This is a genomic window from Salinimonas sediminis (assembly GCF_003429285.1).
Classification (GTDB): Bacteria; Pseudomonadota; Gammaproteobacteria; order Enterobacterales; family Alteromonadaceae; genus Alteromonas; species Alteromonas indica.
The window spans coordinates 2355360-2373469 of record NZ_CP031769.1; the positions used below are offsets into that span (position 1 = coordinate 2355360).

Sequence of the window (18110 nt, forward strand, 5' to 3'; positions counted from 1 at the left end):
GTATTACTTGTCGTCACCTTGCCAAACCTTGGCAATCACTATCGTGACGAGGTAATGTGCTCTACCAACTGAGCTATTCCCGCACATCTTTTGCGTTCGAGCCTCGAAGGTAGTATTACTTGTCGTCACCTTGCCAAACCTTGGCAATCACTATCGTGACGAGGTAATGTGCTCTACCAACTGAGCTATTCCCGCACATCTTTTGCGTTCGAGCCTCGAAGGTAGTATTACTTGTCGTCACCTTGCCAAACCTTGGCAATCACTATCGTGACGAGGTAATGTGCTCTACCAACTGAGCTATTCCTGCGTATTTCTATGCATTTACAATGTTGAACAAAACCACTGTAAATAGCTGCTTGGTAAGCGTTATCCGCTGTGCCAAACGTGGGGTGCATTCTACCTACCCCTCCCAAACTGTCAATACAAAATCATGCTATTTTTTAATGTATTTTGCATTTTTTGGTTTGTTTGCTAGTTTTTTATGCATATTGTTTATCTAGCAAACAATTCTTATAAATCAACCTTTTCCAGAAAGGTGTTTCCAAGCTGCACTGGTATAAATACACATCGACCATAGTGACAGTACTGCCGCGATATACAGTAATATATAGCCTAGGGTAACCCAGTAAATCGGCCATCCCATGAAATATTCCAGCCCAGATAGTAAACCGATTAACGCTAACATTTGAGCGGTGGTTTTGGCTTTCCCGACAAACGATACCTTAACTTCTTCGCGTACGCCCTGGCTGCCCATCCATTCTCGCAAAGCCGAGACATAAATTTCTCTTACTAGCAATACAATAGCCGGAGCGGTAATCCATAAGGTAGCGTAGCTATGCGTTATCATCAACAACGCGGCCGCCACTATCAGTTTGTCTGCCACCGGGTCCAAAAATGCACCAAAAGGTGTACTTTGCTGTAATTTTCTTGCCAGGTAACCATCAAACCAGTCGGTAATAGCTGCCAGCCAGAAAATAAAGGCTCCCAGTTCGTGCGCCCAGCGCCAGTCTAAGAAATACACCACCACAAATACGGGAATCAAAACAACCCGAAACATGGTTATCAAATTTGGTACAGTCCACATAATCACTTCTCTGTAAGCGTTATCAGTTATTGTTAACGCGCCACCTGCAACAATATTACGTTAATCAGTTGTGCAGATGGTCATAAATAATTTCCGCCAGGTCGGTACTGATGCCCGGTACACTGGCGATCTCATCTTTGCTGGCACGCTTTAACCCTTGCAAGCCACCCATATATTTAAGTAGCGCCTGACGGCGTTTGGCCCCTACCCCCGGAATACCTTCCAGCGTAGAGGTATTTTTTACTTTTTGACGTCGGTTGCGATGCCCGGTAATGGCAAACCGGTGCGACTCATCCCTTATATGTTGGATTAAATGCAGCGCTGGCGCATGGCTTTCCATGGGAATAGTTTCATGCGTATCTTCGAGTATCAGGGTTTCCAGCCCTGGCTTTCGGGTAGTACCTTTGGCAACACCAATTAGCATTGGCTTTTTATCGGCTGGCCAATCGGTAAAAAATGTTTCGGCCTGAGCCAATTGCCCTTTGCCGCCATCGATAAATAAAATATCTGGAATTTTGCTTACCTCAGTCGGCGTTTTATAACGGCGCTTTAATGCTTGGGCCATTGCCGCATAATCATCGCCAGGTGTAATATCTTCTATATTGTAACGGCGATAATCGGTTTTTAGTGGCCCTTCGCGGTTAAATACAACACAGGATGCTACGGTTTGCTGGCCCGATGTATGCGAGATGTCAAAGCACTCCATACGCTGAATCGGCGTTTCGCGCACTAACGTGCCTTCTAAATCGAGATAGCGGGCATGAACTGACTTTTGCTCTACAAAACGTGCCTCAAGCGCACTTGTTGCGTTATTCTGGGCAAGGTCAAGATAACGCCTTTTCTCATCTCTGGCGCCGCGAAAAAATTTCACCCTATAGCCAGCTTCACTACTGAGTAAATCAGCAATAGCTTCTTCGTCGGTTAACTCTACCGGCACAACTATTTGCTTAGGAATAACTTTATTCCCGGCCAGATAAAATTGTAGAAAGAAAGCTTCAAATACTTCCTGCTCATTAGCCGTTGGGGGAACCTTGGGAAAGAAGGCTTTTGAACCTAACAGCTGTCGATCGCGGATAAACATGGATTGGATGCACGCCATATTTCCTTTCATGGCAAAACCAAACACATCCATTTCGTCTTGGGTGCCCGCCACCCACTGACGCTCTTGTACCTTACGTAAGGCCGTAATTTGATCGCGGTAACGCGCGGCGGCTTCAAAATTCATATCTACCGACGCTTGCTCCATCCTATCCACCAGCGTACCAATAACTTGTTGGTTCTTGCCTTTTAAAAATAACCGTGCAAGATTGACTTGTTCAGCATATTCTTCGTCCGATACATAGCCTTCCACACAGGGCGCGCTGCACCGCTGCATTTGATATTGCAAACAGGGCCGGCTTCTGGCCCGATAATAGCTATCTTCACACTGTCGTACCGGAAATATCTTTTGCATAGAGCGCAAGCTTTCTCGCACCGACCATGCACTTGGATAAGGCCCAAAATACTCACCTTTACGTTTTTGCGGCCCCCGGTGAAATGACAACCTGGGGTGCTCGTGATCAGATAAGAAAATAAAGGGATAAGATTTGTCGTCACGTAGCACCACGTTATAACGCGGCTTGTACTTCTTAATGAAGTTGTTTTCCAGCAAAAATGCTTCTGTTTCGCTGTTAACTACAGTGACGTCCATGGTCGCTATTTGGCTGACTAGCGAACGGGTTTTCGCGTTATCTACCTGGGCGCGAAAATAACTCGACACGCGTTTTTTAAGATTTTTTGCTTTTCCCACATAAATCACCTCTTCCTGGGCGTTATACATGCGGTATACACCCGGTTGATTACTGAGGTTTTTTAGAAAAGCAGATGCGTCAAATGAAGCCATGCAGATTATAACGTATTGGGATCGATCAATTTATGCCTTAATGCTAAATGCGTTAGTTCAACATCTGTAGTTACGCCAAGTTTATCAAACATACGATAACGGTACGTATTAACTGTTTTGGCGTTTATGCTTAGCTCCTGCGCTATGTCGGGAACCCGTTGGCCACGGGTCAGGCGCAGAGCGATATTAAGTTCGCGGTCTGATAGTACCTCAAACGGGTTATCACTATCCGGAGTCAGTTTGCTGATTGCAATACTTTGTGCAATTTCAGGCGCCAAATACTTTTGTCCGGATACCACTTTATAGATAGCGCGAATCATCTCATCCGGTTCAGCATCTTTAGTTAAAAAGCCAAATGCGCCAGCCTGCATAACCTGAGCCGGTATCGGGTGTTCTTTGTGCATCGACAGGCAAATAACCCGAGTATTTTCGGACATCCGCAACACTTTCTTGGTTGCTTCTAATCCGCCGATGCCCGGCATGCTAACGTCCATCAACACTACGTCGGGGGCATTACGCCGACAACACAGCACGGCCTCTTCGCCGGACTTTGCCTCAGCAATAACACTAAAATCTTTTACATCGTCAAGGATACGTCGAATGCCTGTTCTGACCAGCTCATGATCGTCTGCCAGGATAATCTTTATCACGTTGTTGCTCACCGATAGTCGTTATTATCATTGCGGGAACAGGTACAACCTGCGAATGAGGCATCATACCATGGTTCAGTAGGGTGTGAAGTCCTCACAAGTCACATAAGCAGGCTGTTTGCCTGAAACATAAACGATTGTTTGATTTACGGCGTAACAATAAAAATAGATTCAATTAAATTGGAGCGATGGTTATGCCATACGATAAAAAATCAGACTTGCCAGATGCGGTAGCCGACAATTTACCTTCACATGCCCAGGAAATTTTTAAAGAAGCCTACAATAGCGCCTGGGATGAGTACAAGGACCCAGCTGACCGCGCGGGTAGCGACAGTCGGGAAGAGGTTGCCTTTAAAGTAGCGTGGGCAGCGGTAAAGCAAAAGTATCATAAAAATGAACAGGGTGACTGGGTTAAAAGCGGCCAGGATTGACGTTCAACACACCGCCCCCACCGAAATTATTGAACGGCGGGGATGGCTAGTTGCGGCGGGACATCTAATAGCAATACGCGGAAACTCGCTGTTATTGCACAATGGGTACAGGATAATGCGTCTCCCATCTTATGGCTGCCCAACTTACCTTTGTTGCCAAATAAACTAACCCAGGGCGAGCCGCTAGCCCGGCCCGGTTTACCTATGGCGCAGGAAGATCAAACCATAACGCTTCAAGATCTTTGGTGGCCACCACCGTGCAGGTGGGAATATCTGCTACTCCAATGCCATCGCCTGGTGACATTACAATGGAAGGTGTATCGCCCCCCGCAAGCTGTGCCTCACCTACCACCATGTGCAAGTATCCGGCCCGGGTAGATAGCGGTAGCGTGTAATGCTCACCGGATTTTAGCATAAGCCGATACAAGGCCATATCCTGATTGATTGAGATAGCCGGGGCCTGCGGGAGCGGATGGATTAGCGTAGTTAACGGCCCTTGTTGAGGCACGTGCTGTTGTGCGTATGCCGGGGCTACTGCACGTTTAGCCGGCACTATCCATATTTGCAGAAAATTAACCGGATGGGCGGTAGATGGATTGTATTCTGCGTGATGTATACCTGTACCAGCACTCATTCTTTGAATGTCGCCTGGGCGGATCACCGAATGGTTTCCTTCACTATCTTTGTGTTCAAGCTCACCACTGATTACATAGGAGATGATTTCCATGTTCTGGTGTGAATGGGAATCAAAACCTCGTGCCGGTTGCACAATGTCATCATTGAGTACCCGCAGTACCGAAAACCCTTGATGTTGGGCATCGTAATAATGGCCAAATGAAAACGTATGATGGCTGCTAAGCCAGCCTAAATCTACTGACCCTCGCGCATGCGCTTGGCGTAAGTAATACATGTTATAACCTGTAAATAACCATTTTTAAGTATGTATTACTTTATAAACATCCGGTCGAACAAAAAATACGAAAAAGTCACAGCTGTTGTTTCAAAATTTAGAATGCTGGGTTTGTTGCAGACGACCCACTACCTGGCCGACAATAGCTGAGCTTGCTGCCAGGTTTAGCCTGAAAAACCCCGGCGCCCCGAACTGCGTACCATCACCCAAAGCCAGACGATAATTTTCCAGTAGTTGCTGTTTAGGATCGGCCCCTAATTTACGTGCATCCAGCCACGCGAAATACGTGCCCTGCCCTAATAACAACGTAAACGTGGGGGGGAGTGGTTGGGCAGTTACATACCGACGATGCTGGGCGATTGCCTGAACCACGCTATGTAGCCATGGCTGCCCATAAGTGTATGCCGTGCGAGTGACTAACTTTGCCAGCGAACTGGGCGTAAGGTGACGGCGTTCTATCCATTCAACCATCTTCTTACGTTTATCCACATCAGGAATGACTGCATACGCCGCAGGCCCCACCCCGGATAAGTTAAAACTCTTTGCCGGTGAGCCTAACATTACGCAGCAGCGTGCGAAGGCCGAGGGTACATCAAGTACGCTGTTAAAATGTCCGGCAAACACGAAGTCACGGTGTACCTCGTCACTCACCAGGGTAATGTGATGGCGGCAGCAAAATTCAGCTAATGCGGCCAGTTTATCTGCCTGCCAACAGGTACCGGTAGGATTATTAGGGTTGCATATAAGCACCATTTTAACATCGGTCGGTACACTAGCCAGGTCTGGCTCGTATTGCCGACCGTCAAATCGCATAGGTAAATCAACGAGATGCCTGCCTTGCTGTTCAATCGCCTCAAAAAATGGCCCATAGACCGGGGAAAATACGGCAATGCTATCCCCCGGCTGGCTGTATAAGGCCACACTGGTAAACAACGTATCGACCAGGCTAGTCACTGGTACAACTAGGGTCGGTAATATGACATGGTGGGGGCGGGTTAGCCAGTTCGCGATAGCCTCACAAACTGCCATTGTGTGGTATCCCACTTGCGCTGATTGCAAGTAGTCAGCAGTAGCGTGGCGGATAAAATCAGGGATGGCCGTATCCATATCGGCAATCCACATCGACAGCGTATCCTCGTGGGCTACACCAAATTTATCAGCAATCCCATCATACTTTAATGCGCCCGTCCCACGTCTATCGATAAACACGTATTAACGTACCCGCTGAAAAACATTAAACTGCGGTATACTATGCTGAAATTTGCGTTTGGTTTCGCGAATAACAAACTCTACGTCCTGCGGCTCGTCAAGGCGTTGACATAAATTCAGCGCTTGCTCAAGGGCATCAGTAGAAGATAACGTCTCGCCAGTATTATCCTTGTATCCGCCCAACCATTCATCTCGCTGCGTATAATCTTCTAGCCAGGTAAAGGGAGACGCCACCACTAATACACCGCCAATATTGAGCCGCTGCTGAATATCAGCCAGCAACTTACGTGGTGAATACACCCGATCAATCAGGTTACCCAAAAAGATCAGGTCATAGCCACTGTATTGCGGCTTTAAATTACACGCATCACCTTGAGCGAACGCGACTTTGTGCGCAGTATCCTGTAGGCCTAAATCCTGTAATTTACGAGACTTAAATTGGGTTAACTCGCCTTCATCGATCAAATGATAGCGAATTTCACCGCGTTCCTGCATGGCAAACGCGGTTTTTATAAACCGCGCAGAAAAATCGATGCCATCGACATTATCGAAGACCGTGGCTAGTTCAAACGAGCTGCGGCCCACGGCACAGCCTAAATCTAACGCTCGCCGCTGCGGTTTATCAGCAGTATAGTGCAAGCATATCTGCGCAGAGCGCTGGGCGAAATTAGGCACGTTGAAAAAGCTATCGCCATAGTGAAATTCACTGTACTGCGAAACCTGCGTATCACTTTCATAATCAAAATCATTCACGGTAATTGTTTCCTGAGATTGCACATACCGAAAACCAGCGTGCTGGAAAAAGTGGCGTCTGAAAGCATAACGGCTATCGCGCGTCGCTTCATTGCCCGTAGATATCCAGGAGCCACCCTTAATAATATTGTGCTTGTTATCAAATGTTGGCGTGGTGAAATCATCGTAAATTGGGTGAACTGCAAACCCGTCAAAGGGATAAATGGGCGTTTCCGTCCACTGCCAGATGTTACCCGCGATGTCGTAAAAGTCACCATGCTGGTTGATATCGACAGGTTCAGAAGAAGCGGCGCGGGACAGGTTTATATTCATGCCATCATGATAGCGCGGCGAAGTAAGCCCGCTCGTATCCCTTAGGCGTTGCCACTCGTTTTCAGTAGGCAGCCGAATGGATTCACCCGTTTCCAGGCTCAGGTAATTACAAAATGCTTTAGCCTCATGATAATTCACATCAACCGGCCAAGAAGCTGGCAGCGGTATTTCTTCTAGCATCGAGCGGTAAACATACCCTTGTTTGGTCTTGCGCCAGAAAACCGGATATTCACTTTGAGTGTATTCACGCCATTGCCAGCCCTCTGGCTCCCACAAGTCGGGTGTATGATAGCCACCGTCTTCTACGAAGCGCAAAAACTGTGCATTACTAACCAGGTATTTACTGGCCTTAAACGCATTGATATGAGCGTGTTGATAGCCATATTCATTGTCCCACCCATACCAGGGATCTGCGGTATTTTTTTGATTGGTAACGTCACCGGCTGCTACATCAACCAAGCTATTCGCAACGGGTGGATTATGCCGTTTAGAAGCCAGCCACGCCGATTGCGGTTCAATATAGGCTAAGTCGAGCTGCCGGATAAGTACCGACGAGGTTTCCAAATGAATACGTTCATGTTCAATGCCCATGATTATTGTCCACATCGGGCTGTCCCACCCGATGGGCATAGAAAATGTCATACTATTGATTAAGTCGCTAACTAACTGGCGTACCTGGCGACGATAATCCCTGACCTGCGATACCTCAGGCCAGTTGTAGTTAGCATCATTCAAATCATCCCAACTCATTTCATCTACCCCAATGGCAAACAAAGCTTCAAAGTCAGGGTTGATGCGATCGTTTATCTGTTTCGCCAGTACCAGTTTATTAATGAGGAAGGTGGCGGTATGCCCATAATAAAAAATGAGCGGGTGGCGAAGCTTTTCGGGACGCTGATAAAAGGCCTCGTCGTTTTTCAGATTACCAAACAAGCTTTCATAGGTATCAAAAGAATGGTGAAAATACGCTAGGATTTCGGCGCGTTTTTGACTCACTGTCCCCTCGTGCAGATTGGGGGTGTGATAGATCTCCATGTAACTTCCTCATAACGAACATCGGTCAGGCTAATTCATTCAGGCACGGCCATTATGGTTTGTGGCACCCTGGCATCCCATCAGCATAAAATGATTGGGAGGAAATAATCAAAACAATACTGGCAAATTGCTACCATCACCTGACCGCTCAGGATGGCTAACATCGATTGTCCGGTATTTTTGTTATGAATATAACAGGTAGGAAGACAAATTCTCTGTTACGAGTTTTTAATCAGTTTCGGGTGTGCCTGACATCCGGCTTAAGTGGTTTGTCAATACGCCCAGCATGAATGACAGATCACACTGAAGCCAAGGCCATTCGGGCGTCCTGGCGCCCTGTGACTGTCATTATACGCCTGCCGAAAATAAAACTCGGAAAGCTTGCCCCAGTGCAGTAACCCCGCTCATCACTTTTCTGCGGATATAAAAAAACCCACTAAACAGTGGGTTTTTTTATTTGGCGGAGAGGGAGGGATTCGAACCCCCGGTAGGTTTGACCCTACGTCTGATTTCAAGTCAGGTGCAATAAACCGAGCTCTGCCACCTCTCCAAACTTGTCAGTCAGCTAAGCTGACTTTGTAACCGTCGATTATGCTATAAATATACAAGCATAATACTAGCACCGTTGGTACGATACCTTTATAATAATGGCGGAGAGGGAGGGATTCGAACCCCCGGTAGGTTTGACCCTACGTCTGATTTCAAGTCAGGTGCAATAAACCGAGCTCTGCCACCTCTCCGACGAGTGATGCGTATCTTAATGATATTTTTGGGGGTGTAAAGCCCTAATGCAAAAAAAACTGTTAACTGGACGGGATTTATACAAACCGCGGGCTGGTCGTTGATAATTCATCCAATGTTACAAATTTAACGTATAATTAAGCTGTTCAACTACTTGAAAATGGGAACCAAAACCCATACAAATGTGTCAAAGTATTGATATCCAATATTTGGTTCATTATTAATCCTGTTGGAGGGAAAAATGGATAACCGTTCGATGTATGCTAATGCATCCTCACAGTCGGTGCTTGAAACGAACAAGGTGTTACGCAACACCTATATGTTACTGGCCATGACATTGGCATTTAGTGCGGTCTGTGCTGGTATTGCAATGGTAGTGGGCGTTGGCCCGATTGCTTCTTTAGTGATGATGATTGGCGCGTTTGTTACTTTATTCGTAGTACAGAAGAAAGCTGAGTCTGCTTCTGGTATCTATTGGGTATTTGCATTTACTGGTTTAATGGGTGGTTCGCTGGGTTATACTCTGGCGTATTATCTTAACTTTGCCGGCCCGGGCATTATTATGCAGGCGCTTGGTGCGACAGCACTGGTATTTTTCGCATTATCAGGTTATGCCCTAACCACTAAAAAAGACTTCTCCTTCCTGGGTGGTTTTTTAATGGTTGGTCTGGTAGTAGTTATTGTGGCCGGTATCGCAAATATTTTCTTTGCTGTACCAGCGGTCAGCCTGGCACTTAACGCAGCGATTGTGTTCATTATGTCTGGTTTGATTTTGTTTGATACCAGCCGAATCATTAATGGCGGCGAAACCAATTACATTCGGGCGACTGTGTCGCTTTACCTGAATATCTATAACCTGTTTACGTCAATTCTTCACCTGTTAGGTGCATTTGGCGGCGACGATTAATTTTATTTGTTAAGGAAAACACCCCGCCTGGTCGGGGTGTTTTTGTTTGTATGGCTCACTATTCTATTTTAATTACCAGCCCTCCAATAGAGGACGCTGGGATCCACACAGCGCAACAGTTTGCCCGCGCCCTACCCGCTCAGGGGCATGTATTGGACAATGTGTTTTTTTATGGCGCGGGCGTACTTAACGCCAACGCGTTAAGCCAGCCTGCATCTGATGAAACCTTCCCGTATCAACGCTGGCAGCTGGTACAAAGTGAAACTGAATGCAGGTTAATAGTATGCATAACCGCTGCGCTAAAGCGCGGTATTGTGGGGGAAGCCGAAGCATTAGAAAATGGAGATAGCCAGTACAATCTTAAGGCACCGTTTGAACAGGCGGGCCTGGGTGAATTTTTCTCCGCGCTCCACAACTGCAACCATCTGGTGCAATTTTAATGGCACGTTTAACGGTACGAATTACCAGAGCACCTTACACCGGCGCAGCCGTCACCGACGCATTGGATTTTGCGATTGCCGCCACTAATTATGGGCATGGCGTTACCTTGCTTTTCGAAGGGCTTGGCATTTATGCCTGGCAGCATAGTCAATCGCCAGCAAAAGGCACTAAGAACATAGCCAAGCGTTTAAAATCACTCCCTTTGTTTGATATTGACCTGTGCTATGTTTGCCAACAAAGCGTTACCCATTATGGCGTAGCGGTAGATAATCCACAGGCCTGTCTGGTATCCTCCCAACAAATTATTGAGCTGTTGCATCAAACTGACCATGTGGTGACTTTTTAATGCTGATTGTTATCAACTCTCCTACGCTAGGGGATATCGCAATGACAACATTAGCCGGGTTGTCGCCACATGACTGCGTGGTATTACGCGGTGACGGGACATACCTTGCAACCGATGTGCGTTTAGCAGCGTTACCGGCGCCCTTATATATAATGAATGCTGATGTGCTAACGCGGGGCATTAGCGTTGGTAACGCCCAACCTGTAGACGAAGCTGCGCTGGTAACATTAAGCGCCGACCATACCCCCTGGATAACCTGGTAATGAGCAATAACTATTTTTTTGAATGGCAAGGTCGGTCAATAGCGACCGATAAAGCCGGCTATCTGCTAGATACGGAAGACTGGGAGGAAGCAATGGTGCCTACTCTCGCTAACATTGAAAACATCGAATTAAGTGAAGCTCATTGGGAGGTCATTCGCTTTGTTCGGTCATTTTACCTTGAATATGATACCAGTCCGGCAATCCGCGCTCTGGTTAATGCTATGAAACAAGCGTACGGACCGGACAAAGGTAACAGCCGGTATTTACAACGTTTGTTTCCGCGCGGACCGGCTAAGCAAGCAACCAAGCTCGCCGGTCTTCCTAAGCCTGCTAAATGTTTATAGTGACGCTGGTTTAGCCTACTAGCATAAGTTATCGCTTAAGAAAGCGTGTAATAGCGGCGGTTGCCAAGCCCTCCTGCGCTGCCAAAGCATTCTGCTAACGCTTTATCTATCCGGTTATGATCCGGGTTATGGGCAGGCAAGGCGAAGGCGGGCGGGCAAGCTCGCTTCAGCTCAGGATGCATGCTTTACTTACCTGCCGCAGCCGACACAAATACTTTTTGGGTGACGAAGGTAAACCAGTTTTCGCGCGTAGGATCCCTTACCTGCTACTTCACCGCGAGGTGCCAGATAATGGCTAGCGAGTTATAGCTGAGCCGAAACGCAAAAAAAACGCCGTAGAGGCGTTTTTTATACTATATATATTGCTGCTACAACCACGGTATAAAGCGTATTACGTTTCACCCGACTATATAACCCAAGCTATTAAACCCAAGCTTAGCATATAGCCAGGGATTCGTTGGCGTTACGCGTAACGCCAACGAGTAAGTAATTTAGGCAGTAATGTGCTTCACGCCGCCCATATAACTTACCAGTGCTTCTGGAATTGTTATGCTACCATCTTGCTGTTGATAGTTTTCCAATACCGCCACCAATGTGCGGCCAACAGCCAAGCCTGAACCGTTTAAGGTATGCAATAGCTCCGGTTTATTGGTTTCCGGGTTACGGTAACGGGCCTGCATCCGGCGCGCCTGGAAGTCTCCCATATTCGAACAGGAAGATATTTCCCGGTACGTATCCTGAGCGGGTAACCAGACTTCAAGATCATAGGTTTTGGTCGAGCCGAATCCCATGTCTCCGGTACACAATAGCATTTTGCGGTATGGTAACCCAAGTCGCTGTAGGATCACTTCAGCATGCCCGGTAAGCTGCTCCAGAGCAGCTTCGCTATCTGCAGGCTTCACCAGTTGCACCAGCTCAACCTTTTCAAACTGATGTTGACGTATCAATCCCCGTGTATCACGGCCGTACGAGCCGGCTTCGCTTCTAAAGCAGGGAGTATGCGCAGTCATTTTCAGGGGCAGCTGTTTAGCATCAAAAATTTCGTCCCGCCCAATATTGGTCAATGGCACTTCAGCGGTAGGGATAAGCGATAGACCCTGGCCTTCTTCGGTTGCTGGCTGGGTATGAAATAAGTCTTCCCCGAACTTAGGTAACTGGCCTGTACCATACAAACTATCGTGATTAACCAGATACGGCACGTAAGTTTCTTCATAGCCGTGCTCGTTGGTATGTATATCTAACATAAACTGGGCAAGTGCACGATGAAGCCGCGCAATTTTACCACGCATTACCACAAACCGGCTGCCGGTAAGTTTAGCCGCCAGTTCGAAATCTGCTCCGCGGTTAAGTTGCTCTGAAAGGTCGACATGATCTTTGACGGTAAAGTCGAACTGGCGAGGCTCACCCCAGCGGCTGATTTCTACATTATCCTGTTCACTTTTACCTTCCGGCACTGTATCAGCAGGCAGGTTAGGCACGCCCTGTGTTAACGCGGTAACGTCTTCCTGAACCCGGGCGAAATCGGCTTTGGTGGCGTCTAATTCATCCCCCAGCTTGCCTACTTCAGCGAGCAATGGTGCAATGTCTTCACCCTGTGCTTTCGCTTTACCAATCGACTTACTCCGAATGTTTCTGTCGTTCTGCAATTCCTGCATTCTGGTTTGCAATACTTTGCGCTGCTCTTCCAGCTTTACCAGCGTATCTACATCCAGTGAATAACCGCGGCTGGCCAACTTGGTGGCAGTGGTTTGTATGTCGCTTCGAAAACACTTTGGATCTAACATGTGCTTTTACTTATCCTTTCATAATTGCTATGGCTAACCAGCCAGCCAGAAGACAAACCGCAACGTTCAACATGATATTCGCTGCTGCTTTCATCCACAGGCCATTTTCCAGTAATGCCAGTGTTTCTATTGAGAATGTCGAAAATGTGGTGAGCGCGCCTAGTAGACCAACGCCAATTAGCGCCCTATAGGGGGATTCGGCCAATTCGTAGCGTTCAATCAATCCATATAATAAAGCCAGGCTGAATGAGCCTAGAATATTGACGCCAAGTGTACCAAAGGGCAGCGCTTTTCCAAACCACGAATCTATCTGGCCGCTAAGAAAATAGCGTAGACAGGCCCCTACCGCGCCTCCCGCAGCTATATAACAATAAAGCACCACACCCGTCGGCATATTAACGCTTCCTTGCACTGTGTGCATTCAGCGAGTCCAGGTAGTCCCGCTTCGCTTTAAGTTGTTTTTCTAAGCCACGCTCGCTGGGTTCGTAAATGCGCTTACCCGCTAACTCAGGCGGTAAATAGACTTCGCCGGCGGCAAAGGCGTGGGGTTCATCATGCGCATAGCGATAACCCTCGCCATGGCCCAAATCTTTCATCAGCGAGGTAGGCGCATTACGCAAATGATTAGGCACCGGATAATCAGGGGCCTCTCGGGCTAACGCCTTCGCGGCGCTAAACGCCCGGTAAACAGCATTACTTTTAGCTGCCAGTGCACAGTATACAGCAGCCTGTGCGATAGCCCGCTCACCTTCAGCAGGCCCCACCCGATGATAGGTATCCCAGGCGTTAATACTCAGTTGCATAGCCCGGGGGTCGGCATTACCAATATCTTCCGAGGCTATCGCCAGTAAGCGTCTGGCAACATATAAGGCGTCTCCGCCGCCATTTAAAATACGTGCATACCAGTATAGGGCTGCATCGGGATCTGAGCCGCGTACAGACTTGTGAAACGCCGAAATAAGATCGTAAAACGCATCACCTTGTTTATCGTATGCCGCAACTTTTTCTCCGACCGCTTGTTCAATATCGCTTAATACAATGGTTTTTTCGGCGGTGAAATCGGCAGCCAGTTCCAGATACGTTAATAACCGTCGGGCATCTCCCCCACACAAGCCAATAAGCGCGGCACGGGCATCCGGTTCAATGGATAGCTGGCGCTCGCCTAAACCTTTGACGGCGTCACTTAAGGCCCGTTCAAGCAAGGCATCAAGTTCGTTTTCCTGCAACCCTTTAAGTACATATACCCGGGCGCGGGACAACAGTGCTTTGTTAAGTTCAAATGAAGGGTTTTCAGTGGTTGCGCCCACAAACGTAACCGTACCGGACTCTACATAGGGGAGAAACGCATCTTGCTGACTTTTATTAAAGCGGTGTACTTCATCCACAAACAACAAGGTACGTTGATTATAGCGTACATCTGCCTGGGCTTTTTCCATGGCGGCCCGCACATCCTTCACCCCTGACGTTACCGCTGACAACCGAATTACATTCGCGTTGGTATAGCTGGCGATAAGCTCGGCCAGGGTGGTTTTTCCGGTGCCTGGTGGGCCCCATAATATCATTGAATGACAATGCCCCGCCTCCAGCATTTTGCGAAGCGGTTTATCTACCCCGACTAAATGCGCTTGCCCGGCATATTCGTCCAGCGTTGCCGGTCGCATTCGCGCCGCCAGCGGAGCAAAAGGTTCATCATCTGCAAATAGCATTAACGCTGGTCATCTATCGTATAGTGATCGCCAATAGTAACTTCAAATAGCGTCAACGCTGGCGTAAAGTCGGTTTTGACATTAGTGAAGCTAAGCGCACTGGTTTGTTCCTGAGCATCTTGCATAGACAACGCCGATAACACATTATTATCAAACACCAGTTCAAGCTGTTGTATCTGGCCCTGCCCATTTACCGGCGTGATAGTAAATGTATCAGCACTGGGCTGCGCAATAGAAAACTGCTGCCATTTTCGGGGATTATTGGTGGTAAGCAAAATAATAGGATTATCGTTAATCGCATCTGCTTGATCGACAATGGTGACTTGTTCTACAAATGTGTCAACATTCCATACGGCGTGCCCATCGGCAACCAGCAGGGTATCGTCAGGCTGCGCGGTTTCCCAGCGCAGTTTATCAGGTCGCGCCATCACTAATTTTCCGCTGGCCTGATGAATTTGCTCCCCTTGCGGGTCGGTAACCTCCTGGGTGAAATCTGCGCTAAACTGCTGCATACCTGCCAACTTGCTCTGTAACGCCTGACTGGCACGTTCATCTGCCAGTGTAGCAAACGCGCATATTGACGCTATACCCAATATAACTGTTCGCTTGATCATTGTTTTCATGTCTTCTTATTCCTTGGGCGGAGGCGGCGCCACTACTTCACGATTACCATTGTGCCCCGGTGCACTTACGACACCACTGTTCTCCATTTGTTCGACCAGCCGGGCAGCGCGATTGTAACCAATTCTGAATTTGCGTTGCACACCAGAAACGCTGGCTCTGCGGCTTTCAGTTACAAAAGCTACCGCTTCGTCGTAAAACTCATCCAGTTCCTGGTCGCCGCCGTCAGGTTGTTCCCCAGGCAGCAATACCTCAGCATTCGCTTCACCATTTAAAATCTCATCAATATACTGCGGTGCGCCCCGTTTCTGCCAGTCAGCGACCACCGCATGTACCTCGTGGTCGTCGACAAAAGCTCCGTGTACCCGGGTTGGTACTGGGCTGCCCGGAGGTAAATACAGCATATCCCCCATTCCCAGTAGGGCTTCAGCGCCTTGTTGGTCGAGAATAGTACGCGAGTCAATTTTACTGGATACCTGAAATGCAATCCGGGTGGGAATATTAGCCTTAATCAAGCCGGTGATAACATCCACCGAGGGGCGTTGGGTAGCCAATACTAAGTGGATCCCTGCGGCCCGCGCTTTCTGGGCAATCCGCGCGATAAGCTCTTCCACTTTCTTACCCACAATCATCATCATGTCGGCAAACTCATCCACCACCACCACGATGGCTGGCAATTTTTCAAGCTCAGGCGCCACTGTTTCCATACTCTCTTCAAACCGCCATAATGGGTCTTTCAGCGGCTCACCTTCTGCTTTCGCCTTTGCTACCTTGGCGTTATATCCTTTAAGATTACGCACACCGAGTGCCGACATAAGTTTGTAGCGCCGTTCCATCTCGCCCACGCACCAGCGTAAGGCGTTAGCGGCCTCTTTCATATCGGTGACGACTTCCGCCAGCAAATGCGGGATCCCTTCATACACTGACAATTCGAGCATTTTGGGATCGATCATAATAAGCCGTACATCTTCCGGCGTTGATTTATACAACAAGCTTAAAATCATTACGTTAACACCTACCGACTTACCGGAGCCGGTAGTTCCCGCAACTAGTACATGGGGCATTTTCGCCAGATCGACCACCACTGGTTTGCCGCTGATATCCGAGCCCAATACCATCGTTAAGTCAGACGGATTACTTTGGAATGTTTCACAGCTAATCACTTCACTCAGGCGAACCATTTCACGGTTTTTATTCGGTAGCTCCAGGCCGATAACCGATTTACCCGGAATGACCTCTACCACCCGCACCGAAATAGCCGACATAGCGCGTGCCAGATCTTTCGATAAGCCGGTTATTTTACTGACTTTGACCCCTGGCGCGAGGTCTAGCTCAAAACGTGTAATGACCGGGCCTGGGTAGACACCCACCACAGTTGCTTCAATATTAAAATCAGCTAGCTTTTCTTCTACTAGCCGGGACACGGCATCAAGCTCTTCCTGCGTGATTGGGTTTTCGTGTTTGTCGGGCCGTTCAAGTAAGTCAAAGGACGGCATGGGCGTTAAACCTGTGGCCTCTTGCGCGGGGTCGATATCATCTTGTGAACTAGTCGCAGGTGACTCTGCTGGCGGCGCAGCATGACTGGCCTTTGCCCCCTGCCCTGCTGCTTTCACTTTGTCTTTTATCGCCGACATCGAAAACCGGGGTTTTTCAGGCGCCGCAGCGCCGGGTGCGCTATCCACGTCTGGCTCGCTATATGCCGATGCTTCACTCGGCTGCGCTGGTGGCCTGGCCGTAGGCGCAGGCGTATCATCGGCTATAAATGGCGGGGTATCGTCGTATTCAAAAACCTCGTCCGGAATGCCAAAGGTGGGCTCCTCTCGGGGTTTGGCTGCTGCCGGGGCGGTATATTTTCCACCGGTAGCCGGTTTCCGGGTGTCAGTAGCTGGAGCCGCAGGCGGGGGCTCTGCCCGCATACTGGTAATATCCAGCTCGTCGGTGCTGCTAGCAGTGCGCTTTTTACCCAGTGAAGGCAGCGCCAGTTTGGGCATTTGCAAATCCAGCAACTGGCTGGGGCCCTCCACCACTTTTCGGCCTGACCACAACACAACATGTCCGGTACCATCAATAATGGTCAGCCAGCTGATGCCAGTCATCAAAGTAAAACCGGTACAGAAAAAACACAGCAACAGCAATATCGTGCCCGGCACGTTAAAGTAGGGAATTAAGGCTGAACTGATTACATCACCAACAAAGCCGCCAGCGGAAAAATTAAACAAATCATTGAAGTTCACACTGGCAATGCCGCTGGTTCCCAGACTAATCAGCAACCCGCCGACTATGCGCAAGCCAATCGTCAGGTAATCGAACTCTTCGATATCTTTAATATGCTGAAACAGGAACCAACCAAGGAAGGCGCTGCAAAAAGGCAGTAGATAGGCCAGGTAACCAAAACAGAATAACAACAGGTCCGCCACCCATGCGCCCGTGGCCCCCACCCAGTTGTGGATATCAAGCTGCAAGCCGGCCTGGCTCCAGCCAGGGTCGCCTGGGTGAAAAGAAGCCAATGCCAATAATAAATAAAATGCAAATACGCAGGCAATGATCATACCTGCTTCCAGCAACCGCTGAATTCCGGAAAGTCGCGCCATAACCCTCAATATCTTATTAACCGTTTAAGTGCAGCTACGCACATTTAAAACATCAGCATCCATGACCCCACAATGCACGCACAGCGCATCAGGGACTGGC

18 protein-coding genes and 2 tRNA genes are annotated in these 18110 nt (G+C 48.4%); 6 read left to right on the top strand and 14 right to left on the bottom strand.

What is annotated here, in order from left to right; all coding sequences use genetic code 11:
- Window positions 1-517: 517 nt before the first annotated feature.
- From pgsA to uvrY, 3 genes are all read right to left on the bottom strand, one after another.
- On the bottom strand, window positions 518-1084 hold the full coding sequence (gene pgsA, locus D0Y50_RS10585; protein WP_117316911.1) for a CDP-diacylglycerol--glycerol-3-phosphate 3-phosphatidyltransferase: 567 nt from the start codon (window positions 1082-1084) through the stop codon (window positions 518-520).
- 64 nt (window positions 1085-1148) lie between these two features.
- Window positions 1149-2966 (bottom strand): excinuclease ABC subunit UvrC, encoded by a 1818-nt coding sequence (gene uvrC / locus D0Y50_RS10590; RefSeq protein WP_117316913.1) that lies wholly within the window; start codon window positions 2964-2966, stop codon window positions 1149-1151.
- A gap of 5 nt (window positions 2967-2971) precedes the next feature.
- Window positions 2972-3616, bottom strand: a complete 645-nt coding sequence (gene uvrY, locus D0Y50_RS10595; protein ID WP_117316915.1) for a UvrY/SirA/GacA family response regulator transcription factor — start codon at window positions 3614-3616, stop codon at window positions 2972-2974.
- 194 nt (window positions 3617-3810) lie between these two features.
- Between uvrY and D0Y50_RS10600 the strand changes: the two genes are divergently transcribed.
- Window positions 3811-4047: a ChaB family protein gene (locus tag D0Y50_RS10600; RefSeq protein ID WP_108568993.1), complete on the top strand. Its 237-nt coding sequence runs from the start codon at window positions 3811-3813 to the stop codon at window positions 4045-4047.
- Between the two features lie 202 nt (window positions 4048-4249).
- Here the strand turns inward: D0Y50_RS10600 and D0Y50_RS10605 are convergent, their stop codons facing one another.
- The 5 genes from D0Y50_RS10605 to D0Y50_RS10625 all read right to left on the bottom strand — a co-directional run bounded on the left by D0Y50_RS10605 (window position 4250) and on the right by D0Y50_RS10625 (window position 9006).
- Complete coding sequence (locus D0Y50_RS10605; RefSeq protein WP_117316917.1) at window positions 4250-4957, bottom strand: pirin family protein; 708 nt, start codon at window positions 4955-4957, stop codon at window positions 4250-4252.
- A 90-nt stretch (window positions 4958-5047) separates the two neighbouring features.
- Complete coding sequence (locus D0Y50_RS10610) at window positions 5048-6166, bottom strand: MalY/PatB family protein (protein ID WP_117316919.1); 1119 nt, start codon at window positions 6164-6166, stop codon at window positions 5048-5050.
- A 3-nt stretch (window positions 6167-6169) separates the two neighbouring features.
- Window positions 6170-8266, bottom strand: coding sequence for a 5-histidylcysteine sulfoxide synthase (ovoA, locus tag D0Y50_RS10615; RefSeq protein WP_117316921.1), 2097 nt, complete (start codon window positions 8264-8266; stop codon window positions 6170-6172).
- A 458-nt stretch (window positions 8267-8724) separates the two neighbouring features.
- Window positions 8725-8816 (bottom strand) — tRNA-Ser (locus D0Y50_RS10620).
- A 98-nt stretch (window positions 8817-8914) separates the two neighbouring features.
- A tRNA-Ser gene (locus D0Y50_RS10625) sits at window positions 8915-9006 on the bottom strand.
- Between the two features lie 242 nt (window positions 9007-9248).
- Here D0Y50_RS10625 and D0Y50_RS10630 point away from each other — a divergent pair.
- From D0Y50_RS10630 to D0Y50_RS10650, 5 genes are read left to right on the top strand one after another with little or no spacing between them, the layout of a single operon-like run.
- Window positions 9249-9914: a Bax inhibitor-1/YccA family protein gene (locus tag D0Y50_RS10630; RefSeq protein WP_108568972.1), complete on the top strand. Its 666-nt coding sequence runs from the start codon at window positions 9249-9251 to the stop codon at window positions 9912-9914.
- 50 nt (window positions 9915-9964) lie between these two features.
- Complete coding sequence (tusD, locus tag D0Y50_RS10635) at window positions 9965-10354, top strand: sulfurtransferase complex subunit TusD (protein ID WP_108568971.1); 390 nt, start codon at window positions 9965-9967, stop codon at window positions 10352-10354.
- Window positions 10354-10701: a DsrE family protein gene (locus D0Y50_RS10640; RefSeq protein WP_117316923.1), complete on the top strand. Its 348-nt coding sequence runs from the start codon at window positions 10354-10356 to the stop codon at window positions 10699-10701. The genes tusD and D0Y50_RS10640 overlap by 1 nt, the downstream gene beginning before the upstream one ends.
- Window positions 10701-10964, top strand: a complete 264-nt coding sequence (locus D0Y50_RS10645) for a DsrH/TusB family sulfur relay protein (RefSeq protein ID WP_117316925.1) — start codon at window positions 10701-10703, stop codon at window positions 10962-10964. The genes D0Y50_RS10640 and D0Y50_RS10645 overlap by 1 nt, the downstream gene beginning before the upstream one ends.
- Entirely contained in the window at window positions 10964-11308 is a 345-nt protein-coding gene (locus D0Y50_RS10650; protein WP_117316927.1) for a TusE/DsrC/DsvC family sulfur relay protein, read from the top strand. The genes D0Y50_RS10645 and D0Y50_RS10650 overlap by 1 nt, the downstream gene beginning before the upstream one ends.
- A gap of 35 nt (window positions 11309-11343) precedes the next feature.
- Here D0Y50_RS10650 and D0Y50_RS19525 read toward each other — a convergent pair whose 3' ends face one another.
- The 6 genes from D0Y50_RS19525 to D0Y50_RS19950 all read right to left on the bottom strand — a co-directional run bounded on the left by D0Y50_RS19525 (window position 11344) and on the right by D0Y50_RS19950 (window position 18010).
- On the bottom strand, window positions 11344-11490 hold the full coding sequence (locus D0Y50_RS19525; protein WP_170145489.1) for a hypothetical protein: 147 nt from the start codon (window positions 11488-11490) through the stop codon (window positions 11344-11346).
- A 309-nt stretch (window positions 11491-11799) separates the two neighbouring features.
- A complete protein-coding gene (serS, locus tag D0Y50_RS10655) occupies window positions 11800-13092 on the bottom strand; it encodes a serine--tRNA ligase (RefSeq protein WP_117316929.1) in 1293 nt (430 codons plus the stop codon).
- Window positions 13093-13102: 10 nt separating this feature from the next.
- A complete protein-coding gene (gene crcB, locus D0Y50_RS10660) occupies window positions 13103-13486 on the bottom strand; it encodes a fluoride efflux transporter CrcB (protein WP_108568966.1) in 384 nt (127 codons plus the stop codon).
- A gap of 1 nt (window position 13487) precedes the next feature.
- Window positions 13488-14798 (bottom strand): replication-associated recombination protein A, encoded by a 1311-nt coding sequence (locus D0Y50_RS10665; protein WP_108568965.1) that lies wholly within the window; start codon window positions 14796-14798, stop codon window positions 13488-13490.
- Window positions 14798-15421 (bottom strand): outer membrane lipoprotein chaperone LolA, encoded by a 624-nt coding sequence (gene lolA / locus D0Y50_RS10670; RefSeq protein WP_117316931.1) that lies wholly within the window; start codon window positions 15419-15421, stop codon window positions 14798-14800. The genes D0Y50_RS10665 and lolA overlap by 1 nt, the downstream gene beginning before the upstream one ends.
- A gap of 6 nt (window positions 15422-15427) precedes the next feature.
- Window positions 15428-18010, bottom strand: a complete 2583-nt coding sequence (locus D0Y50_RS19950) for a DNA translocase FtsK (RefSeq protein ID WP_117316933.1) — start codon at window positions 18008-18010, stop codon at window positions 15428-15430.
- Window positions 18011-18110 lie beyond the last annotated feature (100 nt).